This window comes from Oceanisphaera submarina, assembly GCF_046521305.1.
GTDB lineage: Bacteria > Pseudomonadota > Gammaproteobacteria > Enterobacterales > Aeromonadaceae > Oceanimonas > Oceanimonas submarina.
In genome coordinates, this window is sequence record NZ_JBKGFN010000001.1 from 369,381 (window position 1) to 395,051 (window position 25,671).

Consider the following 25,671-nt stretch of genomic DNA (forward strand, 5'->3'; position numbering starts at 1 on the left):
ACGTTCGGTAATCGGCCTACCATCACCGTTACCCGGTGCTGCTCGCCGTTACCCCGCCCTCTGCCAGCCTGGTTGCCGGGCGTTCCCTTTCGGGGCGCCCGAGGCGTTATGGCTGGCATTAAACCATATATCTGCATGCGCGTTGATAAAAAACTTAAGCCTGCCGGTACTGGTCCTACCCCGATCAGCGCAACTGATCCGGTAGCCATAATGGTCCCGGAGGAGCATCCGGCAACCCATGGTGCTCCGGGTAGTCTACCGCCACCAGATAAAGTCCGCCCGCCTTGGCGGTGGGCCCGGCCAGGTTACGGTCGCGCCCTTCCAGTACTTCCTGCACCCAGGCAACACTTTCTTCTCCCATCCCCACCTTCAACAGCGTGCCGGTAATGTTGCGCACCATATGATGCACAAAGGCGTTGGCCTTGATGTCGAGCACCACATAATGACCATAGCGCTGTACGGTCAGGTGCATGATGTTGCGATTGGGGCTATGCGACTGGCACTGCATGGCACGAAAAGAGGTAAAGTCGTGCTCGCCCAGCAGATACTGGCCCGCCTCATGCATTTTCTGCACATCAATATCACCCACATAATGGCTGACGCCGCTACCATGAATGGCGGGCCGCATATTGTGGTTGAAAATAATGTAGCGATAGCGACGGGCGGTGGCGCTGAAGCGCGCGTGAAAGTCGTCACCCATCGTCTTGACCCACCGCACCGCAATATCGGACGGCAAATTCGCGTTCATGCCCAGGGTCCAGGCTCCGGCCTGCCTGTCGGCATGGGTATCAAAGTGCACTACCTGGCCGGTACCGTGCACACCGGCGTCGGTGCGGCCGGCACACTGTATGCTAATCGGATGATCGGCAATTCTGGACAAGGCTTTTTCCACCTCAGCCTGAACGCTGGGGACTTCTCGTTGCCGTTGCCAGCCATAATAACGGCTGCCGTCATACTCGATGCCAAGGGCAATGCGCATAATCAGTTCCAAGGGTAAAAAGGACGGCAATTATACCCGTTACCGAGTCAAATTGAAGAACCGGCCTCGGAACGAGGCCGGTGAAAGGAAATCAGCGCCTGGCCAACCGTTGCAACAGCTTTTGTGCGTCGCTCTGTTGTTCTTCATTGCCCCGTTCCAGCGCCTCGTTCAGCAGTTCGCGTGCGCTGTCGATATCGTCGATTTCGATATAGGCCCGAGCCAGATCCAGCTTGGCGCCCATGCCTCCCTCATCGAGATCGATATCCACACTCTGCCCCTGCCCGAGCACACCGGCATAGTCATCCAGCTCCAGATCCAGTTTGCGCTCAAATTCACGCTCAGGTCCGTCACTCAGATCCGCTTCGGCCATCAGCTGGTCCACCGAGACATAATCGGTATCGACAGCCTGCTGCTGTAATGTCGGCTCGGGTTCCAGGGGTGCACTCTGTTCCTCGGCCGGCGCCGGCGCTTCGGTATTGAGCAGCAGCTCATCAATATCGTCGCTTGGTACCTGCGTCTCCGGTGGAGTATCGTCTGCCGCCATTTCATCTTCGAACAGCAGCTCCTCGGCGCCCTTGCCGGTGAGCTGACTGCGACTGTCTGCCAACGCGACTTCGTCATCGAACAACGTCTCTGACAGCGCCTCGGACGTCACGGCCGCCTCGGACGTCGACGCCATCGGTTCGGCTTCGTCCTCTTCCATCCGCTGTTGCTCTTCGAGGAACCGGGCGAAGGCATCTTCGTCGATTTCCTGCGCCGGCAAATCAACAGCCATAGGCCCGGATTCCGGTTCGGTGGCAACCGTCGGCTCGGGTTCCGGTTCGGCAGAGAACAAGTCATCAAACTCGTTGCGCTCGTCGTCCATCATCGCCGAGGTGCTCTCGGACAACTCCTGCTCCTGCTCGGCCAGATCCCGCCGTACTCGCTTACGCCACCACAGGGTAAACATCGCCAGCAACAACAAGGCCGGCAAAGTCAGTATCAGCGCCAGATTCAGCGGATTGGACAATAGTTCGTTACCCATGCCGGCCTGGCTGGGCGCAGACTCGGGCGCTGCCTCTGCGGCCCGGCCCTGTTTCAATTCTTCCACCTCGGCCGTTAACCGGGTCAGACCTTGACGCAGTAGCTGATTGTTATCCGCCAGGTTAGCCAGCTGCTCGTTGGACATGGCAACCTGTTCACGTAGCTCGTCCATCAGTTGCAGCTGCAGCCGGGACAACGCCATCTCTTCGGCCTGTTCTGGCGCCGGAGGGGGAGCGATGACCGCAGGCACAACCGGGGCCGCCTTGGGCTCACTTAGTCCACTGGCGTCGCTATCGGCCGACCGGGTAATCGTACTGGCTGGCACGGTCGCCTGCTGCACCGGCGGCACCGCCGCCACTGGAGGCGTCTCCTGCACGGGCAACTCATCTGGCGCCGGCGTGACCACGGCGGGTGACACCGGCCTCGGCCGGGCGACAGCCTGCGCAGGTTTCGCTGTCGGAGCAGGTTTCGGGGCGGTGGCGGCCCGCGTTACGCTGCGGTTACCCTGTCGGCTTAAACGGCGAAACTCCACCTCGGCGTCACGCGGCGAGCGCTGGCGAGCCTGCGACTCTGTCGGCAGCCGCAAGCGCGCACCACGCTGCAGGTAATTGATATTACCGCGCACAAACGCCTGGGGATTGAGGTGGTAGAGCGCCACCATGGTCTGCTGCACCGTCACCGGCGCCCGGGTATGGCGGGCGGCAATGGCCCAGAGGGTATCGGTGCTCTGCACCGGGCCGTAACGGCCGGGGCTCGCCACCGGCTGAGAGGCTGACGGCTGAGAGGCTGACGGCTGAACCGGCGCGGCGGCAGGTGCAGGTGACGCCGATTCCGGCCCTCTGAGTTCGATATAGAATTCACTCTGGGCCATTGCCGGGGCTATGCAGGCCAGCCACCCGGCCAGACCAAAACCGATATGGGGTCTGAATCGTTTCATTATGTCTCTTGTATCCTTTTCCTGACGCGGAACCGGTTCGTCCGGCGGTCGAGGCGGGCTATGTCACCAGTGTAGAAAAAAACAGTGCCAATAGGAACTTATCTGTCCGCTTTCTCTATTAACCGGCTATCGGCACCCGGCCTTCAAACTTTAAAGCCCAATGCTTCGCCAGCGTCGGTCATTCCCGACAGTAGTACGGAGCCCAGCTCGCGACGCTGGGGATACTGCTTGCGCAATCGGTCAAAAAAGCCCGGCTGGCCCAGGGCCTGGCGAAAAGCGGTGTCGTCCTGCTCTATGTCGTACACTAACCGCACCAGACTTGCCACCAATGCCTGATCCGGCGCCTGGTTCAGATACACGGCGCCTATCGGCGGCGGTGGCAACAACTGCTCGGGGGTATGTCGCATACTCACCTGCTGCTGCTCGCACAAGGCCCGGTAGAGAGCAAAGGTACCCCTCGCCTTGCCTTCGAGGCTATAGCCGGCGATATGAGGAGTGGCCAGCAAGACATGAGGCACCAGTGAGGCCAGCACCTCGGGCTCATGCTCCCACACATCCATCACCAGGGTCAGCTGAGAGGAACCCTGTTGGTGAGCTAATTGTTGCCGGGCCAGCAAGGCCCGGTTGTCCCATACATCGCCCCGGCAGGCGTTGATCAGTACCTGGTCATCACTCAGCCCGGCGATCGCGTCCTGATCCAGCAGGTGCCAAGTTGGATGATCACCGCCGTGAGTCAGGGGGACATGAAAACTGACGATATCGGCGCCCAGTGCCTGTTCAAAACCGACAAACGCTGTCGTGTCCTTCAATGCCCTCGGCGGATCACACAAGAGGACTGTCATGCCCAGTGCCCGGGCTCGTGCGGCCACTTCGACACCGGTATTGCCAACCCCCACCACACCCAGGGTTTTATCCTTCAGCGACCAGCCCTTGTGCCCAGCCACCCGCAGCAAGGCCGCCAGCACATAATCACCCACCGCGACCTTGTTGCAACCCGGCGCACTGGCAAAGGCGATGCCCCGCCGGGCCAACAGCTCGGTATCGATATGATCGCAACCAATGGTGGCGGTGCCCACAAAGCTCAGCCGTTCGGCCTCGGCCAACAGGGCGGCATCCACCCGGGTAATGGAACGCACCAGCAATACATCCACATCACGCAACTGCTCGGGCCTGATCTCCCGCCCGGGGCAAGTCACTATCTCGGCCCCGTCACCAAACAGTTCCTGCACGAAGGGCATATTTTCATCGGCCAGCAATTTCATCGACTATTTCCTTGAATGACGGGCCCCTTGAATGACGAGCTCCCCGAATAGCGACTCATTGTACCCCGAGTTGCGGTGGGCTTCAGCTTCCATCGGCCCGCCGTTTTGCTAGAATCATCGCTTTCCTTTCTGACGACTTCTTTTCATGACAGCACGGTTACTGTTCACGGTACTGGCGATACTGGTATTGCCGGTCGCCATCGCCAGCATGGGCTACCAATGGCACTGGCACTGGTTCCCACTGCTGGATCTGGATGATGCCCCAGCCCTGCTGGCCTATGGGCTGACCCTGTCGGTCGGCAAGGTCGGCATCGTCATCACCCTTGTCGGCCTGAGCCTGCTGGTCTTGCACCGCTGGCGGCACAGACCCGGCATATTACTGATGTTTTTTTTCTGCCTGATGGCCGCGCTGGGCAGCGCCTTTGTCACCAAAACGCTGGCCAAGCAGTACTTCAAAGAGCCCCGCCCTTATGTACTGTGGTTGGCTGAAAAAGGACGACTCGCCGACAGCGACCGTTTTTATGCCCAACTACCCGCGATACGGGAACAATGGCTGGCCGATGGTTTGAAAGAAATGCCGGAGCGTCAGGTACCGGGTTGGCTCAAGTTGCACTGGCAGGATGAAGTCAGTTACTCCTTCCCCTCCGGCCACTCCATTGCCGCCATGACCATCGCCGCCTTCTATTGCCTGTTGCTGCTTTATCGACGTCGTTCCCCCTGGCTTATCGGCGCCTTGACCACCTGGGCGGTGGCGGTATGTTATTCGCGGCTGTTGCTGGGCCTGCACTGGCCGGTGGATATTCTGGCCAGCAGTCTGCTGGGGGTGATGTTCGGCGTACTCGGCGCCTGGGCCTTTATTCGCTGGGATCGGCGCTGACGAGTCGGCAGCTCTACGAAATGCATGACGGCTTGCGCATCAGGCCATGAACCCCACCTTCGCGAGGGAGACGATACGGGACTCCCTGGTATTCCTTGCTGCGCCCGGGATACATTTTCGGAGCGAGAGCTGGAAACACAAAAAGGGCGCCGAAGCGCCCTTTTTACTGTGGTATTACCTGTCTATCAGCCTTTGTACTTGCTGAATACCAGGCTGGCGTTGGTGCCGCCGAAACCGAAGCTGTTGGACATGACGGTGTCCAGCTCGGCTTCTTTGTATTCGGTAACGATAGGCAGATTTTTGGCCTTCTCGTCCAGTTCGGTGATGTTGATGCTCGGGGCAATAAAGCCGTGCTGCAGCATCAGTAGCGAATACACCGCCTCGTGCACACCGGCCGCCCCCAGCGCATGGCCGGTCATCGCCTTGGTGGCAGAGATGTAAGGGGCCTTGTCGCCAAACAGGTTGTTGATGGCTTCCAGCTCCTTGACGTCACCGACCGGAGTAGAAGTGCCGTGGGTGTTGATGTACTGCACCGGGGCCGGCGCCGTGGCCATGGCTTGCTGCATACAGCGCACGGCACCTTCGCCGGACGGAGCCACCATGTCGTAGCCGTCGGAAGTGGCACCGTAGCCGGTGATTTCGGCGTAGATCTTAGCACCACGCTTGAGAGCATGCTCCAGTTCTTCCACCACCACCATGCCGCCGCCACCGGAGATAACGAAGCCGTCACGGCCCGCATCGTAGGTACGGGAAGCCAGTTCCGGGGTCTCATTGTATTTGCTGGACAGGGCGCCCATGGCATCGAACTGTAGGGCCAGGGTCCAGTCTACTTCTTCACCGCCACCGGCGAAGACGATGTCCTGCTTGCCCAGCTGGATCTGCTCCAGCGCATGGCCGATACAGTGTGCAGAGGTGGCACAGGCGGAACTGATGGTGTAGTTGATACCCTTGATTTTGAAGGGGGTCGCCAGACAGGCCGAGGTGGTGGACGACATGGTACGCGGCACCATGTAAGGCCCTACACGGCGCACGCCTTTTTCCCGCAGAATGTCACAGGCTTCAATCTGATTCTTGGAGGAAGCGCCACCGGAGCCAGCGACCAGGCCGGTGCGCTCGTTGGATACCATGGACTCGTCAAGGCCCGCATCGGCGATCGCCTGCTCCATGGAAAGATAGGCAAAGGCGGCGGCATCGCCCATAAAGCGCATGACTTTACGATCGATATGCTCGGACGGGATCAGATTAACATTCCCCCATACCTGACTACGCAGGTTATGATCGGCAAACTGCTGGGAGAAGCTAATACCGGAGCGGCCCGCCTTGAGTGAGGCCAGAACCTCTTCCTGATTGTTACCAATGCTGGATACCACGCCGATACCGGTAATGACTGCTCTTCTCATCTATCTTTCCTACTGTCTTGATTTGGCGCCAATTCTAACCACAAAACATGGTCAAACTGGTCTGCTTTCACATAAAATGACCGTTTTTACGGCCCCGGAGGTTCAGTGTCACCCCACTTCATTACAACCGCAAGTCTGGACTGGAACGACCAGGGCACGCCGGTTGCCGCTGCGTTCGACGATGTCTACTTCTCTAATGACGATGGTCTGGCCGAAACCCGCTATGTGTTTCTGGGTCACAATGCCCTGCCCGACCGCTGGATTAGCCACGACAGGTCATTGTTCGTGGTGGCCGAAACCGGCTTTGGCACCGGCCTGAACGTGCTGGCCACCTGGCAGGCCTTTATCGACTATCGTCGGCAGCATCCGCAAGGTAACGCCCGGCGCCTCCACCTGATCAGCGTGGAAAAGTTTCCGCTTACCCACGCCGATCTGCAGCAGGCACTAGACCAATGGCCAGAGCTTAGCATTTTAAGCGAACGTTTGTTAGCTGAATATCCTCCCGCCGTTAACGGCTGCCACCGACTCTGGCTGGACGAAAATGTATGCCTGGATTTATGGCTGGGAGACGTGGCCGAAGTACTGCCTCAGATGGAGGCGGGTCTGGCCGGCAAGGTGGACGCCTGGTATCTGGACGGCTTCGCGCCCAGCAAGAATCCGGAGATGTGGACGCCACAACTGTTCCGGCAACTGGCACGTCTGGCTCGTCATGGCGCCACCCTGGCCACCTTTACCGCCGCCGGTTTCGTTCGCCGCGGGCTGAACGAAGCCGGCTTCAAGGTGGCTCGGGTCAAGGGCTTTGGTCGCAAACGGGAAATGCTGGCAGGCGTGCGTTGCAGTAATAATCGCGCGCCCTACCCCACGCCCTGGTTCTGGCGCCGACCGGGTCGGTCCGGCCATACCCTGATTGTCGGGGCCGGCATCGCCGGTGCCAGCCTGGCCCATGCCCTCACCCGCCGCGGCCAGCGGGTGACCCTGCTCGAGCAGAATGAAGCCCCGGCGATGGGCGCCTCGGGCAACCGCCAGGCCGCCATTTATCCGCTGCTTAACGGCGAACACGACTGCCTGAGCCAGTTTTTTATGCAGGCCTTTCTCTTCGGACGTCGGGCCCTGCCGGCCCTGGCCGAGCGGCACGCCTTCGGCCATGACTGGTGTGGTGTGGTCCAGTTGGCTTACAACGACAAAAGCGCCGCCAAAATCGACAAGCTGCTGGCCAGTCGGTTTCCGTCTGCACTGCTGCAGCCATTAACCGCCGGGCAGGTAAACGCGCGCACCGGTATTGCAGCCAACCTGCCCGGTATCGAGTATCCGCTGGGGGGCTGGGTCTGTCCCTTCGAACTGACCGCCGCCCTGCTGGCCGAGGCGAAAAAAAGCGGTCTGCTGGACTGCCACTATCAGACCCGGGTCGAAACGCTGGCACGGGAAAATAATCAATGGTACCTCACCACCGAGGCCGAAACCTTCTATGCCGATAATGTGGTACTGGCCAACGGCCACGAAGTGACAAAATGGCCGCAGACCAGCGCCCTGGCGCTGTCGCCGGTACGGGGCCAGGTCAATTACCAGCCTTCAAGCCCCTCGCTAACGGCATTGAAAACCGTGGTCTGCTACGAAGGTTATCTCACTCCCGCCTGGCAAGGAACACACTGCGTCGGCGCCAGCTATGGTCGCAGACAGTCCGCATTGGATTATCGGGAGCAAGACGAGCAGGACAACCTGCACAAGCTGGTACGTACCCTGCCCGCGCTCGACGATCTGACGCCCAAGGCCGGTGACGGCCGGGTGAGTGTGCGCGCCGCCTGTCGCGATCATCTGCCGCTGGCCGGCGCCGCGCCGGATAAAGCACGGCAACTGGCGCAATATGACAAGATGCCACGTCGAAAGTGGGAAGCATTACCGCTGGCGGAAGATCATGCGGGGCTGTATGTGATGTCGGGGATGGGCTCACGGGGCTTGTGTTCGGCACCCTTGCTGGCCGAGCTGATGGCGGCTCAGTTGCTGGACGAGCCCTACCCGCTGTCACAGGCACAATTGGCGGTGCTTAACCCCAATCGACATTGGGTGCGCAAGCTGCTGAAAGGAAAACCGGTGGAATAACATCTATCTCATTAAACAGTCGATCTATTTGATTGTCATATCAATCCCGAACAAAGGGCCCGCTCCCACGACCGTGACATGCCAGGGCCAAAAAATGCTCCTGCCGTTCCGGCATTCCCGCCATCCATGGCGGTCAGATGACATGTCCGGGCTTACAGGGGGCAAGCCTGTCTCGCCGTGACGAACGGTTTCAACCTGACCGAACATCCGGTGCATGTTCGCAGCAGGTTGAAACTGTGAGTATCATTTATCCGTAGCGTGTCAAGGGAGGTGGCTGTGTTGCCTCTGGAGCCTGGGTCTAAAAGATGCTCAGATCATAACTGGGATTGGAGTAAGGCCTACTCCGGACGAATAAGCCCCAGGTTGCGGCCGTAATCGTTCTGCTGCTGAAAATCTCGTAACAGGGTGCGGGCGATGTCGAGCTGGTGATAACCGACGTTGTCTGCCACCTGACGCAACTGCTCGCAATTCGATTGCGCCGCGATGTCGAACAGTGAACGTTCCAGCCATTCTCCCGACAGCAGGGCCCGTTCCCGCACCAGCCGCTCGTAGGCGGTGAGTGCCAGCCGATAGTTCTGCCAGGCGGGGGTCTGCGGCCATTCCAGGGGTTCGGTCACGGTCGCGGTCAACGAGACCAGCACCTGGGACGGCAGACAGCCCGCCTCGGTTTGCTCCCCCGACAGCTGCCAGGTCAATCGATAATCCACATCGGCCAGGTTTGGCTCCAGGGCGCTGGAGCCATAAATATCCACCGTTTGCCGTGCCTTCAGTGTCATGTCGGCCGTTGCGGGCATCGCCAGCAACAATATCAAGGCACAACAGCTTGGTTTCACGATAGCTCTCCGATGGGGGCTCTGATGGCGGGATCTCATCATTATAGGCCGGACACAGAGCCAAGTCATTTGAGTCTACTCCTGTTCTGATAAAATAAACGCCAAAAAACGAGGTCAACCCACCGATTACCTGACATCCGGTGTGCGCCTCTATATAGTGCAAGTCATTGTTTACTGGTTGGAGAGCTGCATGATCACAGCCTATACCCTGAATGGAAAATCTCTCGACATTCAGCCGCTCAACCTGGAGGACACCTTACCTCCCAACACCCTGTGGCTGGATATTCTCAAACCGGACGAACAAGAACAACGCTGGATGAAGCAGCTGTTTGTGGAAGAAGTACCGGAGATCGACGAGCTCGACGACATCGAGGCCTCGGCCCGTTTTTACCGGGACAAGGACGGCTTGCACATTCATTCGCTGTTTCCCCAGCGTATGGGCAAGGAGATCGACGGTATCAACGTGCTCTTTACCTTGCGTAAAGACATGCTGATCAGTTTTCGGGAAGACGATCTCGGCCTGATGCGGCTGCTGCGTCACTACATGCGTCAGGACCGGCTGGAAGCGAAAGACGCGCCCGATCTGCTGCTGGAAATTTTTCAGCTCAAAATCGAATATATTTCCGACCTGATCGAAGACGGCTACAAGACCCTGGAAGCCACCGCCAAGCAGGTGCTGCATGTAAGCGACTTGCGCACCACCATGTCGGATCTGATGCTGCAGGAAGACGGCAACGGCCATATCCGTCTGGCCCTGTACGATACCCGGCGGGCGCTGCGTTTCATCAAGCGTTCTTTTCGCCAAAGCGGTAACGACGAGCAACGAAAATGGATCGACGAAATGCTCTACGACATCGAATCGCTGCTGCCCCACACCCAGTTTCTGTTCGACAAGATCAACTTTCAGCTGGAAGCGGCCATGGGCTTTACCAGCCTGGAGCAGAGCAAGGTGATCAAGATTTTCTCGGTGGCCGCCGTGGTGTTTTTACCCCCGACCCTGATCGCCAGTATTTACGGCATGAACTTTGAAATCATGCCCGAGCTTGGTTTTGATTACGGGTACCCCATGTCGTTGGTGATGATGCTGATGTCTGCCTGTGGTACCTATTATTTCTTCAAACGCAAAGGCTGGCTGTAATTTCACCAGTACGAGGAGTCCGATATGTGGAAAAAACTGATGCTGGGCGGTTTGACTGCCCTCGCCCTCACCGGCTGCGACAATAATGAAGTGGGCGATGTATCCCTGGGCCTGTTCACCACCAAGGACATCAAGATAGAAGTACTGACCGATCCGGGCGTGCCCGGCGTGACCTGTCATATTTCCGATGTGGTGGCCGATCTGAGCCTGGCCGATCCGTCCGACATGTCAATCAGCTGCCGCCAGACCGGCGAGATCACTCCCGCCATGATAGCGGCCATCGACAAGTCGAAGAGCGGCGATATCGTGTTCAAGAAATCGAAGAGTATCTTCCTGAAAAGTCTGAAAATCCGGCGCATCTACGATCCGGGCAGCCAGAGCCTGCTGTATATCGCCTACAGCACCAAGGAAACCGAGGGCAGCTTCAAGCATTCCATGTCCACCGTGCCCCTGTGGGGATCCGCCGCCTACCAGGCACCCGTACAACCATAATCCGAATAAGCAAGGCCCGTCGCTTCGCCGTGAAGCGGCCCCCTTGCTCTCCCCTGCCCGAAATCACCTCATCCAGCAAACCGGTAAGCACAACAGACCCGCGTTTTAATCTCCGCTTCACGGAGTTCGCCATTAAGGACTAAACCTAATATAGCCAGTTTCGTCTCGGGAGAGCCTTCATGATACCCGCCAAGATTACCGCCGTAATACATGGATTTGGGCCGTGGCCGTGGTGCTGGCACGCTTGTCTGCTTCTGCTCGGGTTAATACTGTCTGGCTGTTCGACACAGAAAAATTTAACCCTGATGCCTACGCCGGTTCTCTACCAGAACGGGGCCATCGATCCTTTTTCGCACCTGACCACAAAGCATAAAAGTACCCGGACTCATATTTTTTATGCCACCAACCGGGCCCCTCTCGTCTCGAAGCGTGGGCTGCATTACGGTAATGCCGTGGACACTTCCCTTCATCTGGGTGAAGCCATTATCCGAATGGGAGAACCAAATGCCAGCTGGAGTGAGTTGCTGGCATCATCGCTGGTCGAAAAGCCTCTCGTACCTGTGCCACTCACCCTCGAACGCCTCACCGAAACCGCCCGCATACCGATCGGTACCGCTCGCTCTACTCATCCTCTTTCACCAGATCAGCAAGGGTTCATCAATGCCATCAACCGGGAACTCGACGCATCGGTCGATAAAGAAATCATGGTTTATGTACACGGTACCAAAGTCGGATTTGCCAACGCTGCTATTCTGACCGCCGAAATCGAGCATTTTTCCGGCAGGGACTTTGTTGGGCTGGCTTTTGCCTGGCCCTCGCATCAGAACATTCTCTTTTATCTTTTGGGAATCGACGTGCGTCGAGCCCGGCATTCGAGCCTGGCGCTAAAGGAGCTGCTGACGCTGCTGGCCGAGCACAGCAAGGCCGAGCACATCAATATTCTGGCCTACAGCGCCGGTGGCAAGGTGGCCTCCAAGGCCTTGTTTGAAATACGCCGGGACTATGCCGAGTTGAATGCAAGGCAGCTCAAGGAGACCTTCAGAATCGCCTCTGTGATTTTCGCGGCAACCGATGTGGGCATCAACCAGTTTCTTGACCGGCTGCCGGCCATCAGCGAGTTGGCAGATCAGGTGGTGATCACCGTGACCGACGATGACAACGCCTTGAAAGCAGCGAAACAATTCATGGGAGGAGAGGTCCGTGCCGGCTCCACGGGGGCCGAAGCAATTGAGGATAGGTTTATCATAGAACACCAGCTGAGCAACGTGGAAATCATCGATGTTTCCTTCGGCCAGGAAGTACGCGGTTTCGATATAACCGGTCATCACTATTGGTATCGCCATCCGTGGATGAGCAGCGATATCATTTTTCTGATGCGAACCGACTTGCCGCCTCATCGCCGGGGGCTGACGCCGACCGAGCTGGAAGGAATCTGGTACCTGGCGCCCGACTACCCCGAAAAGGTTCGGCAAGCCGCCGCGACAGAGCTTAAAGGGCAATGGTAAGCCGTCCGGCCTGATGTTGCCCCTTCGCTCAACTGCGAATAAGCTGCTCGCGCAGTTCATGTATGCGATCCCGGGTGGCCGCGGCCTGTTCGAATTCCAGGTTGCGGGCCTGCTCCAGCATGGTTTTTTCCAGCTCGGTGATGTGGCGGTCCAGTTCCTTGGCCGTGGGCAGGTGCTCCGGCCGCGGTGTCTTGTCTTTGGCACGTTTGGAGCCGATGCGGCGGCTGCCGTCCAGGTCCATCACATCGGTCACGCCCTTGGTCAGCCCCTTCGGCACTATGCCATTCTCTTCGTTGAACTGCCGTTGTACTTCCCGCCGGCGCTCGGTTTCACTCATGGCCGCGGCCATGGAACGGGTCACCCTGTCCGCATAGAGAATGGCCTTACCATTCAGGTTACGGGCGGCCCGGCCTATGGTCTGAATGAGCGACCGCTCGGAGCGCAGGAAGCCTTCCTTGTCCGCATCCAGAATGGCCACCAGAGACACTTCCGGCATGTCCAGCCCTTCCCGCAGCAGGTTGATGCCTACCAGTACGTCGAACTCGCCCAGCCGCAGATCGCGAATGATCTCCATTCGCTCCACGGTGTCGATATCCGAATGCAGGTAACGTACCCGCAGGCCGTGATCGTTCAGGTATTCGGTGAGATCTTCGGCCATGCGCTTGGTCAGGGTGGTGACCAGCACCCGCTCGTTTTGCGCGATGCGCAGCCGCGCCTCGGACAGCACGTCGTCCACCTGAGTGGCCACCGGCCGCACTTCCAGCACCGGGTCGAGCAAGCCGGTGGGCCGCACCACCTGCTCGGCCACATCCTCACCGGACTTGTCCAGCTCGTAGGGGCCGGGGGTAGCGGACACAAATACCGTCTGCGGCATCAGACCTTCGAACTCCTCGAAGCGCAGCGGGCGGTTGTCCAGCGCCGAGGGCAGACGAAAACCATATTCCACCAGGGTTTCCTTGCGCGAGCGGTCACCTTTATACATGCCGCCAATCTGCGGCACCGTGACGTGGGATTCATCGATGATCAATAAACCATCACCGGGCAGGTAATCGAACAGCGTCGGCGGCGGCTCGCCCTCGCCCCGACCCGACAGATAACGGGAATAGTTTTCGATACCCGAGCAATAGCCCAGCTCCTGAATCATCTCGATATCGAACTGGGTACGCTGGCTGATCCGTTGCTCTTCCAGCAATTTGTTGGACGACAGCAACTGCGCCTTGCGCGCCTGCAATTCCACCTTGATATGTTCGATGGCGCCGAGCAGTTTTTCTCGCGGGGTCACGTAGTGGGTCTTGGGATAGATGGTAAAGCGCGCCAGCGTTTTGGACACACCACCGGTGAGGGGATCGAACAAACTGATGCGCTCGATTTCGTCATCGAACAACTCGACCCGCACCGCCTGGTTGTCCGACTCGGCCGGAAAGATATCGATCACCTCCCCTCGTACCCGGAAGGTACCACGCTGAAAACCGGCGTCGTTGCGGCTGTATTGCAGCTCCGCCAGCCGACGCAGCATGTCCCGCTGATTCAGCACATCGCCGGTGCGCAGGTGCAGCATCATGCTCAGGTAGGACTGGGGATCACCCAGACCGTAGATGGCCGACACCGAAGCCACTATGATCACGTCCCGCCGCTCCATCAGTGCCTTGGTGGCCGACAGCCGCATCTGCTCGATATGATCGTTGATGGAAGCATCTTTCTCAATAAAGGTATCTGTCGTCGGCACATAGGCTTCGGGCTGATAATAGTCGTAGTAGGAAACGAAATACTCCACCGAATTATGAGGGAAGAATTCCTTCATCTCGCCATAGAGCTGAGCGGCCAGGGTCTTGTTGGGCGCCAGTATCATGGTGGGTCGGTTCAGCTCGGCAATGACGTTGGCCACGGTAAAGGTTTTGCCCGAGCCGGTCACCCCGAGCAGGGTCTGGTGAGCCAGGCCGGCATCGATCCCCTCCAGCAGTTGCGCAATCGCCGTCGGCTGATCACCTCCGGGCTGATACTCGCTGACCAGTTGGAAATCTTTGCTCATTTCTCACTCCCCTCTCGATTCGATCCCCAGTTTACCCCCTGTGAAGCGCTAAATTTAAGCGAAAACTGCCGCTATTGCCTTAAGGGTCAAAATTCGCATTTTATCCTTGACCCTGCTGACCCGGCTGCGTATTATCTGCGGCCTCTTCGCGAGATTCCCCCTTAGTTCAGTTGGTAGAACGCCGGACTGTTAATCCGTATGTCGCTGGTTCGAGTCCAGCAGGGGGAGCCAATTTTTGCTCCATTTCTCTTGACTTATCCACTACAAGCCCCGCGCTTACTTCAAAAAACCCACATTTTGTGTCTTTACTCTAATGTCGCTGCTATCGTTCAGATATCGAGCGCTGCTTTGTTGTATCTTTTTTCAAGTGTTTGTTTTTAAAGTATTTATTTTTTGGTTAATTTTTTGTCGCCTTATCCGAGAAGCCTGTCCTGACTGGCTTCTAACCGGTTTTGGGTAGGTAATCCACAACCTTATCCACAGAAATGGTGGATAAGTACGCCTAACCCTGTCAGCACAAGGCTCGGGCCCGTTGTGCATAACCTTTTGAGTCTCGTGCTACTCCGTGCTTCCGCTTGACAGCCTGAAAATTCCGAGTACTGCATTTCCGGCAGTGCCGTCGAATCATTGCAGTTAGCGGGCACACCACGGCTGGCATATGCCGACTTAAACTGTTTTTTTCAAGTGGTTTGTCATATTTATGCCCTGAAATAATAAAAACAGGGCCAACTTCCGTCAGCCCCGTTCAGAATGCCCCTGTTTTCCGCCGTTCCGCTATCACGCCCTGTCGATCAGCGCCTTGATGTCGGCGGCCAGACTGTCCGCCTGCGGGCCGACGATCAGCTGCAGGTTCTGATTGCCGAGCTTCACCACGCTTGTTACCCCCAGCTCCGTCAGCCGAACTTCATCTACCCGGCCCGGGTCCTTGATGGTCAACCGCAGCCGGGTGATGCAGGCATCGATATGCTCTAGGTTGTCCGCCCCGCCCAGGGCGGACAGATATTCGGTTGCCAGCTGGGCCGACTCGATGACCACCATGTCACCGGCAATAAGCCGGGGGGCGTCCTCCCACCCCGGTGTCTTGAGACGAAAGACGCGGATGGCGAAGAAGAAGGCGAAAAAATAGAGGATGGCGAACACCACACCGATGACCACCAGAGTCCAGGGCCGGGTGGCCAGCCCCCAGTTCAGTACCAGGTCGAACAGGCCGGCAGAAAAACCAAAGCCGTGCAGTACTCCGAACAGGTTGGCCACCACCAGCGCCAGCCCGGTCAGCAGCGCATGCAGCACATAAAGCAGCGGCGCCAGAAACATGAAAGAAAACTCCAGCGGCTCGGTGATACCGGTCAACACCGATGTCATCGCCAGTGACAACAACAGGCCACCCACCTGAGCACGTTTCCCCCTGGGGGCAGCCAACACCATGGCCAGCGCCCCGGCCGGCAAGCCAAACATCATCACCGGATAAAAGCCGGCCATAAAGACCCCGGCAGTCGGATCACCGGCAAAGAACCGATGCAAATCGCCCCGGGTCACCTCGGTGGCCAGCTCCTTGATCACGCCGCCGTCCACCCCTGGTACGGGACCGCCCACCGCCAGAGTGCCAACCAGCGCCGGATCCAGACACAACTGTTGCAACTTGTCTGCCGCCTCATAGCTCAGCATGAGGCAGTCCCCCAGACCGAACCAGAACAGGGAATTCAGCACATGGTGCAAACCAACCGGAATCAGCCCACGGTTGAGCACGCCATAAAAAAACTGACCAAACGCCCCCGAGGTAGAGATGGCAGAGCCAAAACTGTCGATGCCCTGTTGCAGGAAGGGCCAGACAAAGCCGGCAATAAAGGCCGCCAGCAATGCAAAAAGCCCGGTCATAATCGGCACCAGCCGCTTGCCACCGAAGAAGGCCAGATAATCGGGCAGCCGCACCCGATGAAAGCGGTTATAGCTGTGGCCGGCGATGATGCCGGCGATGATGCCCCCGAAGAAAGACATGTCGATATCGCTGTTAATGGCGCCGGCGGCGCCGGTCAGCACAAAATAACCGACGGCACCGGCCAGGGCGGCGGCACCGGCATCGTTTTGAGACAGACCCACCGCTATGCCCAGACCAAACAACAGCGGCAGCTGATTGAAGATGGCCGCCCCCGCCTCGGCAATAAAGACGATACCCAGCAAATCCGGCTGTCCCAAACGCAACAGCAGAGCCGCCACCGGCAGTGTCGCTATGGGCAACATCAACGCCTTGCCCAGTTTCTGTAAATATCCCAATACATTCACGGCTGATCTCCTCAGGCAAGATGATTTGCTACATAGTAGGTGCCGGCGTGAGCCTGACGGTGACGACAGCGTCTCTGTTTCTCCCCGAACTTGAAAATATGGTAGTCTTCCGACATATGGTTACCTTCAATATGGACGCATACGTCGGATTCCCGCCAGAATATCCACAGCGCTATCACTACTTTATGTATGAAAATCCGTTCCGGCACCAGGAGCCATCGCTACCATGTTTGCCCTGACCCACTGCACCCTGTTTGACGGCGAGCACATGCTCGACCATCAGTCGGTGGTGATAGAACAAGACCGCATTGTCGCCATTCAGCCCGAAGCAACACTCGATGCCTCACTGCCGCGTCACTCGCTGAGCGGCGCCCTGCTCAGCGCCGGCTTTATCGACCTGCAGCTAAACGGCTGCGGCGGGGTCATGTTCAATGACGACATCAGCATCCAAACGCTGGATACCATGCACAGGACCAACCTAAGGTCTGGCACCACCAGCTTTCTGCCGACGCTGATCACCTCCCCCGACCGGGATATGCGGCAGGCGGTCTCGGTCACCCAGGACTACATGGCCCGACATCGGCACCGGGTGCCGGGGCTGCATCTGGAAGGCCCCTACACCAACCTCACGCGCAAGGGCATTCATCCGGCGGCGCAGATCCGGCCGCTGGACGAGCCCATGCTGGACTTTTTATGCCGTAATGCGGCGGTGATCGCCACAGTCACCCTGGCCCCCGAGTGCAACAGCCCGGTACATATTCGCCGCCTGAAAGCAGCCGGTATTCTGGTGGCCATGGGCCATACCGCCGCCAGTTATGACGACGCCATGGCCGGTTTTGACGCCGGTGTCGGTTTTGCCACTCACCTTTACAATGCCATGACACCCACCCTCAACGGCCGGGAGCCCGGCGCCGTGGGGGCCGTGTTCGACAACGACACGGTATACGCAGGAATTATCGTGGATGGCTTTCATGTGCATGATGCCAATGTGCGACTGGCACACCGGGTGCTGGGCCCGCGTCTGTGTCTGGTGACCGATGCCACCGCCGCCGCCGGTGCGGGCCCCGAGCTGACCCGGTTCGACTTTTGCGGCACCCCTGTCCTGGTACGCGATGGTCGCTGTGTGGACCGGCATGGTACACTCGGCGGCTCGGCGCTGACCATGATTGCCGGGGTCAAAAACCTGGTTGAACGGGTCGGGCTGCCGCTGGAAGAAGCGCTGCGCATGGCCAGCCTCTATCCGGCCCGGGCACTGAACCTCGACCACGAGCTCGGCGCCATTGCCGTCGGCAAGGTGGCCAATCTGGTGGTGCTGAGCCGCCAGCTGGAGGTCAAGGCCACCCTGGTCAACGGCCGCTTCAGTACCTGACGTTATCACCGATTATCGAGTCAACATATGAACAAACTGGTATACAGCACAGATCCCGACTGGCAGGCCAAACAAGCCGATGCCTCCGCGTCTACCGACAGCCCCTTCCCCGACGATGGTGTGGTGCGCCTGCGCCGCGAAACCAAGGGCCGCAAGGGTGCCGGGGTGATCTGCGTATACGGCGTGCCCACCGGGCAGGTCGGTGTCCTGGCCAAGCAGCTGAAGAAACAGCTGGGCACCGGCGGTGCGGTCAAGAAAGGGGTCATTGAGATTCAGGGCGACCGGCTGGAGCAGGTCGGCGCCCTGCTGACCAAAACCGGACTTAAGGTGAAAAAAGTCGGTGGTTAATTCCACCTTGATTTTCACGTGTCTACCGCTAGAATACTCGGCTCCTGCACAAGGGGGAGTAGTCTCTCGACAATGATTGTCGAGACGGTCGTCAACATAATTGGTGCAAATCACCATGGTGGCCGTGACCCAGGTATCTTGCTGACGAGTTGTTAACAAGATAACCGTGGTTTGACGAGACCTTTGACAGGCTGATGCCGATACCGGGGACGGGTGGCATGGCCTGCTCATTGGTTGCTCATCACCCGTCCCCCGGTAACTATCTTGGAAGCACTGACTACCTCGACCCTCGCGGTCGCCATCGCCGAAATCGGTGACAAAACCCAACTGCTCGCCCTGGTGCTGAGCTGTCGTTTCAGAAAACCCCTGCCCATTATTGCCGGCATATTGGCCGCTACCCTGCTCAACCACGGCCTGGCCGGCTGGGTGGGAGTATGGGTTCAGCAATGGCTGGATCCCGACTGGCTACGCTATCTGCTGGCCGGCTCTTTCTTCGTCATGGCATTCTGGATGCTGATTCCGGACAAGCTCGATGATGAAGACGGCACCCTTCGCCGCTACGGGCCCTTTGTCACCACCTTTGTGCTGTTCTTTCTGGCGGAAATGGGCGACAAGACCCAGCTTGCCACCGTGCTGCTGGCCGCCCGTTTCGTGGAAGACTACTGGCTGGTGGTGGTCGGAACCACCCTCGGCATGATGGCCGCCAACGTACCCGTGGTACTGATTGGCAAGAAGGGCGCCGAGCGTATTCCGATGAAGTGGATTCACGGCGCCAGCGCCCTGCTGTTTATGATACTGGGCATCACCACCTTGTGGTGGTAAGTCGCTCAAACAAAAAAGCCGCCTTAGGGCGGCTTTTTTCATTCCCCCTGCAACAGGCTGATGGCCACGGCCTGCAGCTGTTCCAGCAACGTCTGCTGTGCCGGTATCAATGTTTCGCCGGCACGACGCAGCACATAGAGTGACACGGCCAGGCCTGGCTCCAGTGGCCGGGCCTGTACCTCACCGCGTGCCCCCATCAGGGCGGTAAAAGGGTCGACCAATGCAATCCCCTGGCCGGCGGCCACCATCTGGCGCGCCAGCTGATAGGTTTGTACCCGGGTATGAATGCACACCGGAGGATCGAGTTCTCGAGTATGGCTGTGCAGCAAACCACCGAGGCCATCTCGACTATCGAGACCGATCAAATTGACCCCCGCCAGGGATTGTAGCCGAATGGGTTCATGACATTGCGCCTCGCTCCACCAGCCGGGCGGCGCAATCGCCATCATCCGGCTATGAGCAAGCACATCAACCTGCACAGCGGGGTGCTTGACCCGCTGCAGCGTCAGCCCCAGGTCCGCTTCGCGCAGCAACAGCGCCTGGGTCATTTCCCGGGTGTGCTGAGTCGCCAGTTCACATTCGGTATCGGGATAATATTCACGCCAACCACCCAGTGCCCGGGGCAGCAAACTCAGCGCCAGCGTCGGAGTACACATCAAGCGCAATGCACGTGCATTGCCGCGGCGCAGGTTATCCGCCAGCCGGCGAAGGCGCTGCAGATCAGACGACAATTGCTCGGCAGGCTGTTGCAGGATCAACGCCTCTGTAGTGGGCAGCAGTTTGCCGCGCACCCGACGAAACAAGGCAAAGCCCAGTTGTTGCTCGGCCTGCTGCAGGCTCTTGCTGGCGGCAGGTTGGGAAATATGCAGCAGTTCGGCGGCCGCCGTCAGGCTGCCGGTTTGCAGCACGGCCTGAAACAACTCGATATGGCGTAAACGCATACAGCTGACTCCTTTGGATACCTTACTGGCATAACCAAAGGTTATGACCTGCTTTTATCTTTTCATTGTTCGTTCACCGCGGCAATGCCTATGCTGAAGCGATTGAGTTTAAAGGAAATCAGTCATGCGAGTCGCAATTATCGGTGGTGGGGTGATTGGATTGACCACCGCCTATGCCTTGGTCAAAAAAGGGTACCGGGTCGAGCTGTTCGAGCAACGGGATACGGTCGGCATGGAAACCAGCTTCGCCAATGGCGGTCAGCTGAGTTATCGCTACGTGGCGCCGCTGGCTGATGCCGGGGTGCCATGGCAGGCGCTGGGCTGGATGCTGAGAAAAGATGCCCCGCTGCGTTTTCAGCCAAGGATGAACCTCGAACAATGGCGCTGGTGCCTGCGCTTTTTGCTGGCCTGCCGCCGTAGCGTCAATCAGTCCAATGCCACCCATCTGCTGCGACTGGCACTGCATAGCCAGCAGGTCTTGAGTAGCTGGCGCGAGCGGGATGGCCTGAACGGCTTCGCCTGGCGTGCCAATGGCAAGCTGGTCATTTATCGCGATGGCGCCAGCCTCAAGAAAGCCGCCGCTGGCGTCAAAGCCGACACACCGCAACAGGTGCTGGATGCCCAACAATGCATCGAGGCCGAGCCCGCCCTGGCCAGTCTGGCCTCACGGCTGCAGGGCGGTATATTTTCGCCCGGCGACGAAGTGGGCGATTGCCACCTGTTCTGCCGGCAACTGCTGCAGCGCCTTCGCGGGCATGCCAATTTCAGGCTGTACAGCGGGCAAACCATCAGCAAGCTGCAGCTCGAACGCGGACAGGTACGGGCCTTGTCGCTGACAGAGGGCGATGTGACGGTCGATCATCTGGTGGTGGCCGCCGGCATTGGCAGCGCCGCCCTGCTGCGGCCGCTGGGGCTTAAGCTGCCGCTTTACCCCTTGAAGGGATACAGTCTGACTCTGCCCGTGAGCGATCACACCAGGGTGCCACAGACCAATGTCACCGACTATGACCGAAAAATTGTCTATGCGCGCCTGGATGATCGACTGCGCATCGCCGCCATGGTGGACATTGGCGACTGGAACACCGATCTCGACGCCCGTCGAATTGCCTCGTTGCGCCGACAGGCTCAGGCTTGTTTCCCCCACGCGGGCGACTATCACACCGCCACCGCCTGGGCCGGCCTGCGCCCCGCCACCCCCGAAGGCACTCCCTTCATCGGGCACAGCGGTATCAAAAATCTGTGGCTGAATGCCGGCCATGGCAGCCTGGGGTTTACCCTGGCCTGTGGTAGTGCCGACACTCTGGCCAATTTAATCAACGATGAGCCCACGGCTATTTCTCTGCAGGGCCTGCAATTGGCCGGCTGACGTTTTCAGGCCACTTTTATTGACACACTGTATATTCTCATCCTTATTATTTGCGCTCTTTTTATTAGCAATTAACGGAGTAGTACATTAACGTAAACGCCTCATATGGCTACACATAAACCAATGTGTTGACCATAAGAAGAATGATGATGTTATTTGGAAAATAACCCGAGGAAAACCAATATGGATATGCAAAACCGTAAAGTCGTCAAACTGCTTACCGGCGCGGTAACCGCCCTCCTGTTCAGCAGCCAGGTCAGCGCCGAAGCACGCTACGTGACCATAGGCACCGGCGGCCAGACCGGCGTTTACTATACGGCCGGCCAGTCGGTGTGCCGTTTTCTCAATCGCGGTGCCGAGGAGCATGACATAAAATGTAATGCTCCTTCATCGGCAGGCAGCGTCGGCAATATCGTCTCTCTGCAAAACGGCGACTACGATTTCGGCTTTATTCAGTCCGATCACCAGTACAAGGCACTGGAAGGTCAGGCTCCCTTCGACAAAAAACCGGTGACTGAACTGCGCGCCGTCTTCTCGCTGCAAAGTGAAATTCTCACCGTGGTAGTGCGTAACGACAGTGACATCGACAGCATCGAGGATCTCGAGGGCAAGCGGGTCAATATCGGTGTTCCCGGCTCCGGTAGCCGCGATACCTTCGATGAACTGATGCAGGCCAGCGGCTGGACCAAAGACAGCTTCTCCCTTGCCGCCGAACTGAAACCGGCCGAAATGGCCGCGGCCCTGGGCGACAACAACCTGGATGCCATTACCTATGTGGTGGGTCACCCCAGCGGCGCCATTCAGGAAGCACTGACCACGGCCGATGCCAAACTGATCCCGGTAGCAGGCGATGGTGTCGACAAGCTGCTGGCCAAGGCAAGCTACTTTACCCGCGCCAACATTCCTGCCGGTCTCTATCCGGGTGTCGACCAGCCGGTACCCTCCATCGGAGGCAAGGCGGTGCTGGCCACCACAGCGCAAACCGATCCGGAAGTGGTCTATCAACTGGTCAAGTCCGTGTTCGACAACCTGGAACGTTTCAAGCGTCTGCACCCCGCCTTTGCCGATCTCAAGGCCGAAGACATGATCAGTGCCGGTATCACGGCGCCGCTGCATGAAGGGGCCGTGCGTTTCTACAAGGAAAAAGGCTGGCTGTAACCGTTTGCCGACAACACGGTAAACCGTGAGATATCCGCCACTGGGCACACTGCCTGACATCGGTATCTGCTGGCACTCAAACCTCTCCCGCCCCGTCGGCGGGAGAGGTTTTGCTCTTCCTATTGCACAACCAAAATAGGTACCTTCCTATGGCAGAAAAACAATTATCCGCAGAGGAGCTGATCGCCCAGGATGTCGGTGCGCGTTCACCCGATGGCATCATGGCCAGGGTGATCGCCGGACTGGCCCTGTGCTGGTCACTGTTCCAGCTCTGGATCGCCTCTCCGCTCCCCTTCATCTTTGGTGTTGGCGTACTCAACAACACGGAAACACGCTCCATCCACCTTGCCTTTGCCCTGCTGCTGGCGTTTCTGGTTTTTCCCGCCTTCAGCAAATCGCCGCGTAACCGGGTGCCCCTGCTCGATATCGTGCTGGGTCTGGTCGCCTCCGCCTGTGCGGCCTATCTGTTCATCTTCTATCAGGAACTGTCTCAGCGTCCGGGCAGTCTGACCACCGCCGATCTGCTCACCGCCTGTGTCGGCATGACGCTGCTGCTTGAGGCCACGCGCCGGGCCCTGGGGCCGCCGCTGGCCATCATCGCCCTGGTCTTTCTTGTCTACAGCCTGGCCGGTCCTTATATGCCGAGCCTGCTGGCCCACCGCGGGGTCAGCTTCAGCGCCCTGGCCAACCATCAGTGGATCACCACCGAAGGGGTGTTCGGCATCGCCCTCGGCGTATCCACCAGTTTCGTGTTTCTGTTCGTGCTGTTCGGCGCCCTGCTCGAACGGGCCGGTGCCGGCCATTACTTCATTCAGCTCGCCTTCAGCCTGCTCGGCCACCTGCGCGGCGGTCCGGCCAAGGCCGCGGTGGTCGCCTCCGGCCTGACCGGCATGATCTCCGGCTCTTCCATCGCCAACGTGGTCACCACCGGCACCTTCACCATTCCGATGATGAAGCGCACCGGTTTCTCGGCCGAAAAGGCTGGCGCGGTGGAAGTCGCCTCCTCGGTTAACGGCCAGATCATGCCACCGGTCATGGGCGCGGCGGCCTTCTTGATGGTCGAGTATATCGGCATGCCGTATGTCGAGATCATCAAGCACGCCTTTCTGCCGGCGGCCATCTCCTATATTGCCCTGCTTTACATCGTGCATCTGGAGTCGCTCAAGCTCGGTCTGCAGCCCATCGGCGGCCATCGGCCCACCCCCTGGCTGCGCCGCCTGACCGGCTTTGCCTTCGGTGTGGCCCTGATCAGCGGTCTGTCGCTGGCCGTTTATTATGGCCTCGGCTGGCTCAAGCCGGTGCTGGGTGATTATGTGCTGGAGGGCGTCGGCGCACTGCTTGCACTGGCCTATCTGGGCCTGCTGAAGATTGCCGCCAGCGTCGCCCCGCTGGCGCCCGAAGATCCCAGTGCACCGCTCGATGCCCTGCCGCAAACCCGCGCCGTGTTGCTATCTGGCCTGCACTTTTTGCTGCCGGTCGTGGTGCTGGTCTGGTGTTTGATGGTCGAGCGCCTGTCACCCGGGCTGTCGGCGTTCTGGGGCAGCATGATGCTGGTGGTGATACTGCTGACCCAGCGCCCGCTGCTGAGCTGGATGCGCACCGATGGCCTGCACGAGCACGGCACCTTTATGGACGGCGTCATCGATCTGCGTGAGGGTCTGCTGGCCGGCGCCCGCAACATGATCGGCATCGGTATCGCCACCGCCGCCGCCGGGCTTATCGTCGGTGCCGTGTCACAAACCGGGGTCGGACTGGTGCTGGCCGATCTGGTCGAGCTGCTGTCGATGGGCAATCTGCTGTTGATGCTGATGTTTATCGCGGTATTCAGCCTGATACTGGGCATGGGCCTGCCAACCACCGCCAACTACATAGTGGTGTCCAGCCTGCTGGCGCCGGTAGTGGTGACTCTGGGTCAGCAAAACGGCCTGATAGTGCCGCTGATTGCGGTGCATCTGTTCGTGTTCTACTTCGGCATCATGGCCGACGTGACGCCCCCGGTGGGTCTGGCCTCGTTTGCCGCCGCGGCCGTGTCCAAGGGCGACCCCATCAAGACCGGTGTCACCGCCTTCTACTACAGCCTGCGTACCGCCGCCCTGCCCTTCCTGTTCATCTTCAACACGGATCTGCTGCTGATTGACGTGAGCTTCTGGCACGGCGTGCTGATCTTCGTGATTTCCACCGCCGCCATGCTGATCTTTGCCGCCGGAACCCAGGGCTTTTTCCTGGTGCGCAGCCGTTGGTATGAAGGACTCTTGCTGCTGTTGGTAGCCTTTACCCTGTTCCGCCCGGGCTTCTGGATGGACATGCTGCACGATCCCTATCGCGAGGTGCCACCGGCACAACTGGAGCAGGTCATCGGCGAGATCGATGCCGAGAGCAAGCTTCGCCTGCGCATGCTCGGGGTGGATGCGGTCGGTGACCCGCAGGAATTCAGCCTGTTACTGCCGGTACCGGCAGGAGACAGCGGTGCGGAGCGACTGCAGAAACTCGGTCTGATGCTGTATGAAGATAACGGCAAGGTGATGATCGACAGCGTCGCCTTCGCCAGCCCCGCCGCCGATGCCGGTCTGGACTTCGACCAGCAAATACTGGTGGTGCGTGCACCGACCGAGCGTTGGGTGAAAGAGCTGATGTGGGGGCCCGGCTTCCTGTTGCTTGGCCTGGTGGTCTGGCTGCAACGCCGTCGTCGCGAGCCGTTACCCGGCCCTGCACCTTGATGTAGCACATCGTAAAGCCATCAGGCCCCGGCCGCCTGTTGGCACCGTTTACGGACAACTCGGTGTTCAGGAAGAGGAAACAGAGATCGACTCCCACG

Annotated in this window: 19 protein-coding genes, 1 tRNA gene and 1 riboswitch; of the genes, 12 read left to right on the forward strand and 8 right to left on the reverse strand. The window is 58.9% G+C overall.

The genetic code is table 11. The annotated features are described in order from the left end of the window. Window positions 1-184: 184 nt before the first annotated feature. From truA to ACLEIV_RS01970, 3 genes are all read right to left on the reverse strand, one after another. Window positions 185-979 carry a tRNA pseudouridine(38-40) synthase TruA gene (gene truA, locus ACLEIV_RS01960; RefSeq protein WP_410454977.1) on the reverse strand — a complete coding sequence of 265 codons (795 nt, stop codon included), beginning with the start codon at window positions 977-979 and terminating at the stop codon, window positions 185-187. 91 nt (window positions 980-1,070) lie between these two features. Continuing rightward, on the reverse strand, window positions 1,071-2,939 hold the full coding sequence (locus ACLEIV_RS01965; RefSeq protein ID WP_410454978.1) for a FimV/HubP family polar landmark protein: 1,869 nt from the start codon (window positions 2,937-2,939) through the stop codon (window positions 1,071-1,073). A gap of 143 nt (window positions 2,940-3,082) precedes the next feature. Next, window positions 3,083-4,201: a 4-phosphoerythronate dehydrogenase gene (locus tag ACLEIV_RS01970; RefSeq protein ID WP_410454979.1), complete on the reverse strand. Its 1,119-nt coding sequence runs from the start codon at window positions 4,199-4,201 to the stop codon at window positions 3,083-3,085. A gap of 145 nt (window positions 4,202-4,346) precedes the next feature. On the opposite strand from ACLEIV_RS01970, the gene ACLEIV_RS01975 reads away from it, so the two are divergent. Further along, window positions 4,347-5,078, forward strand: a complete 732-nt coding sequence (locus ACLEIV_RS01975; protein WP_410454980.1) for a phosphatase PAP2 family protein — start codon at window positions 4,347-4,349, stop codon at window positions 5,076-5,078. 185 nt (window positions 5,079-5,263) lie between these two features. Here the strand turns inward: ACLEIV_RS01975 and fabB are convergent, their stop codons facing one another. Next, window positions 5,264-6,478, reverse strand: a complete 1,215-nt coding sequence (gene fabB, locus ACLEIV_RS01980; RefSeq protein WP_410454981.1) for a beta-ketoacyl-ACP synthase I — start codon at window positions 6,476-6,478, stop codon at window positions 5,264-5,266. 105 nt (window positions 6,479-6,583) lie between these two features. Here fabB and mnmC point away from each other — a divergent pair, with 105 nt between their 5' ends. Next, on the forward strand, window positions 6,584-8,575 hold the full coding sequence (gene mnmC, locus ACLEIV_RS01985; RefSeq protein WP_410454982.1) for a bifunctional tRNA (5-methylaminomethyl-2-thiouridine)(34)-methyltransferase MnmC2/FAD-dependent 5-carboxymethylaminomethyl-2-thiouridine(34) oxidoreductase MnmC1: 1,992 nt from the start codon (window positions 6,584-6,586) through the stop codon (window positions 8,573-8,575). A gap of 338 nt (window positions 8,576-8,913) precedes the next feature. Here the strand turns inward: mnmC and ACLEIV_RS01990 are convergent, their stop codons facing one another. Beyond that, window positions 8,914-9,408: a DUF922 domain-containing protein gene (locus tag ACLEIV_RS01990; RefSeq protein ID WP_410454983.1), complete on the reverse strand. Its 495-nt coding sequence runs from the start codon at window positions 9,406-9,408 to the stop codon at window positions 8,914-8,916. A 190-nt stretch (window positions 9,409-9,598) separates the two neighbouring features. Here ACLEIV_RS01990 and corA point away from each other — a divergent pair, with 190 nt between their 5' ends. The 3 genes from corA (at window position 9,599) to ACLEIV_RS02005 (ending at window position 12,543) form a co-directional block, all read left to right on the forward strand. Beyond that, window positions 9,599-10,546, forward strand: a complete 948-nt coding sequence (gene corA, locus ACLEIV_RS01995; RefSeq protein ID WP_410454984.1) for a magnesium/cobalt transporter CorA — start codon at window positions 9,599-9,601, stop codon at window positions 10,544-10,546. A 24-nt stretch (window positions 10,547-10,570) separates the two neighbouring features. Further along, window positions 10,571-11,038, forward strand: a complete 468-nt coding sequence (locus tag ACLEIV_RS02000) for a CreA family protein (RefSeq protein ID WP_410454985.1) — start codon at window positions 10,571-10,573, stop codon at window positions 11,036-11,038. A 179-nt stretch (window positions 11,039-11,217) separates the two neighbouring features. Beyond that, window positions 11,218-12,543: an alpha/beta hydrolase gene (locus tag ACLEIV_RS02005; protein ID WP_410454986.1), complete on the forward strand. Its 1,326-nt coding sequence runs from the start codon at window positions 11,218-11,220 to the stop codon at window positions 12,541-12,543. Window positions 12,544-12,571: 28 nt separating this feature from the next. On the opposite strand, the gene uvrB is transcribed toward ACLEIV_RS02005, so the two are convergent. Beyond that, complete coding sequence (uvrB, locus tag ACLEIV_RS02010) at window positions 12,572-14,572, reverse strand: excinuclease ABC subunit UvrB (RefSeq protein ID WP_410454987.1); 2,001 nt, start codon at window positions 14,570-14,572, stop codon at window positions 12,572-12,574. A gap of 155 nt (window positions 14,573-14,727) precedes the next feature. Between uvrB and ACLEIV_RS02015 the strand changes: the two genes are divergently transcribed. Next, window positions 14,728-14,803 (forward strand) — tRNA-Asn (locus ACLEIV_RS02015). A 546-nt stretch (window positions 14,804-15,349) separates the two neighbouring features. Here the strand turns inward: ACLEIV_RS02015 and nagE are convergent. After that, window positions 15,350-16,852, reverse strand: a complete 1,503-nt coding sequence (gene nagE / locus ACLEIV_RS02020) for an N-acetylglucosamine-specific PTS transporter subunit IIBC (protein WP_410454988.1) — start codon at window positions 16,850-16,852, stop codon at window positions 15,350-15,352. A 226-nt stretch (window positions 16,853-17,078) separates the two neighbouring features. On the opposite strand from nagE, the gene nagA reads away from it, so the two are divergent. The 3 genes from nagA (at window position 17,079) to ACLEIV_RS02035 (ending at window position 19,391) form a co-directional block, all read left to right on the forward strand. After that, window positions 17,079-18,221, forward strand: a complete 1,143-nt coding sequence (gene nagA, locus ACLEIV_RS02025) for an N-acetylglucosamine-6-phosphate deacetylase (protein WP_410454989.1) — start codon at window positions 17,079-17,081, stop codon at window positions 18,219-18,221. A 27-nt stretch (window positions 18,222-18,248) separates the two neighbouring features. Continuing rightward, window positions 18,249-18,569, forward strand: a complete 321-nt coding sequence (locus ACLEIV_RS02030; protein WP_410454990.1) for a translation initiation factor — start codon at window positions 18,249-18,251, stop codon at window positions 18,567-18,569. A 41-nt stretch (window positions 18,570-18,610) separates the two neighbouring features. Further along, window positions 18,611-18,819, forward strand: a riboswitch (yybP-ykoY riboswitch). A 14-nt stretch (window positions 18,820-18,833) separates the two neighbouring features. Continuing rightward, complete coding sequence (locus tag ACLEIV_RS02035; RefSeq protein WP_410454991.1) at window positions 18,834-19,391, forward strand: TMEM165/GDT1 family protein; 558 nt, start codon at window positions 18,834-18,836, stop codon at window positions 19,389-19,391. Between the two features lie 38 nt (window positions 19,392-19,429). Here ACLEIV_RS02035 and ACLEIV_RS02040 read toward each other — a convergent pair whose 3' ends face one another. Next, a complete protein-coding gene (locus ACLEIV_RS02040) occupies window positions 19,430-20,332 on the reverse strand; it encodes a LysR family transcriptional regulator (RefSeq protein WP_410454992.1) in 903 nt (300 codons plus the stop codon). A gap of 124 nt (window positions 20,333-20,456) precedes the next feature. Between ACLEIV_RS02040 and ACLEIV_RS02045 the strand changes: the two genes are divergently transcribed. The 3 genes from ACLEIV_RS02045 to ACLEIV_RS02055 all read left to right on the forward strand — a co-directional run bounded on the left by ACLEIV_RS02045 (window position 20,457) and on the right by ACLEIV_RS02055 (window position 25,573). Beyond that, window positions 20,457-21,698, forward strand: a complete 1,242-nt coding sequence (locus ACLEIV_RS02045; protein WP_410454993.1) for a D-amino acid dehydrogenase — start codon at window positions 20,457-20,459, stop codon at window positions 21,696-21,698. 189 nt (window positions 21,699-21,887) lie between these two features. Then, window positions 21,888-22,856: a TAXI family TRAP transporter solute-binding subunit gene (locus ACLEIV_RS02050; RefSeq protein ID WP_410455091.1), complete on the forward strand. Its 969-nt coding sequence runs from the start codon at window positions 21,888-21,890 to the stop codon at window positions 22,854-22,856. Window positions 22,857-23,005: 149 nt separating this feature from the next. Then, on the forward strand, window positions 23,006-25,573 hold the full coding sequence (locus tag ACLEIV_RS02055) for a TRAP transporter permease (RefSeq protein WP_410454994.1): 2,568 nt from the start codon (window positions 23,006-23,008) through the stop codon (window positions 25,571-25,573). Window positions 25,574-25,671 lie beyond the last annotated feature (98 nt).

Bases quoted from the DNA above. Each gene is read 5' to 3' on its own strand.
- ACLEIV_RS01965 (WP_410454978.1), bottom strand. From the start codon at position 2,939: ATGAAACGATTCAGACCCCATATCGGTTTTGGTCTGGCCGGGTGGCTG.
- ACLEIV_RS02030 (WP_410454990.1), top strand. From the start codon at position 18,249: ATGAACAAACTGGTATACAGCACAGATCCCGACTGGCAGGCCAAACAA.
- nagA (WP_410454989.1), top strand. From the start codon at position 17,079: ATGTTTGCCCTGACCCACTGCACCCTGTTTGACGGCGAGCACATGCTC.
- ACLEIV_RS02000 (WP_410454985.1), top strand. From the start codon at position 10,571: ATGTGGAAAAAACTGATGCTGGGCGGTTTGACTGCCCTCGCCCTCACC.
- ACLEIV_RS02040 (WP_410454992.1), bottom strand. From the start codon at position 20,332: ATGCGTTTACGCCATATCGAGTTGTTTCAGGCCGTGCTGCAAACCGGC.
- truA (WP_410454977.1), bottom strand. From the start codon at position 979: ATGCGCATTGCCCTTGGCATCGAGTATGACGGCAGCCGTTATTATGGC.
- ACLEIV_RS02050 (WP_410455091.1), top strand. From the start codon at position 21,888: ATGCAAAACCGTAAAGTCGTCAAACTGCTTACCGGCGCGGTAACCGCC.
- ACLEIV_RS02045 (WP_410454993.1), top strand. From the start codon at position 20,457: ATGCGAGTCGCAATTATCGGTGGTGGGGTGATTGGATTGACCACCGCC.
- corA (WP_410454984.1), top strand. From the start codon at position 9,599: ATGATCACAGCCTATACCCTGAATGGAAAATCTCTCGACATTCAGCCG.
- ACLEIV_RS02055 (WP_410454994.1), top strand. From the start codon at position 23,006: ATGGCAGAAAAACAATTATCCGCAGAGGAGCTGATCGCCCAGGATGTC.
- ACLEIV_RS01970 (WP_410454979.1), bottom strand. From the start codon at position 4,201: ATGAAATTGCTGGCCGATGAAAATATGCCCTTCGTGCAGGAACTGTTT.
- uvrB (WP_410454987.1), bottom strand. From the start codon at position 14,572: ATGAGCAAAGATTTCCAACTGGTCAGCGAGTATCAGCCCGGAGGTGAT.
- ACLEIV_RS01975 (WP_410454980.1), top strand. From the start codon at position 4,347: ATGACAGCACGGTTACTGTTCACGGTACTGGCGATACTGGTATTGCCG.
- fabB (WP_410454981.1), bottom strand. From the start codon at position 6,478: ATGAGAAGAGCAGTCATTACCGGTATCGGCGTGGTATCCAGCATTGGT.
- ACLEIV_RS02005 (WP_410454986.1), top strand. From the start codon at position 11,218: ATGATACCCGCCAAGATTACCGCCGTAATACATGGATTTGGGCCGTGG.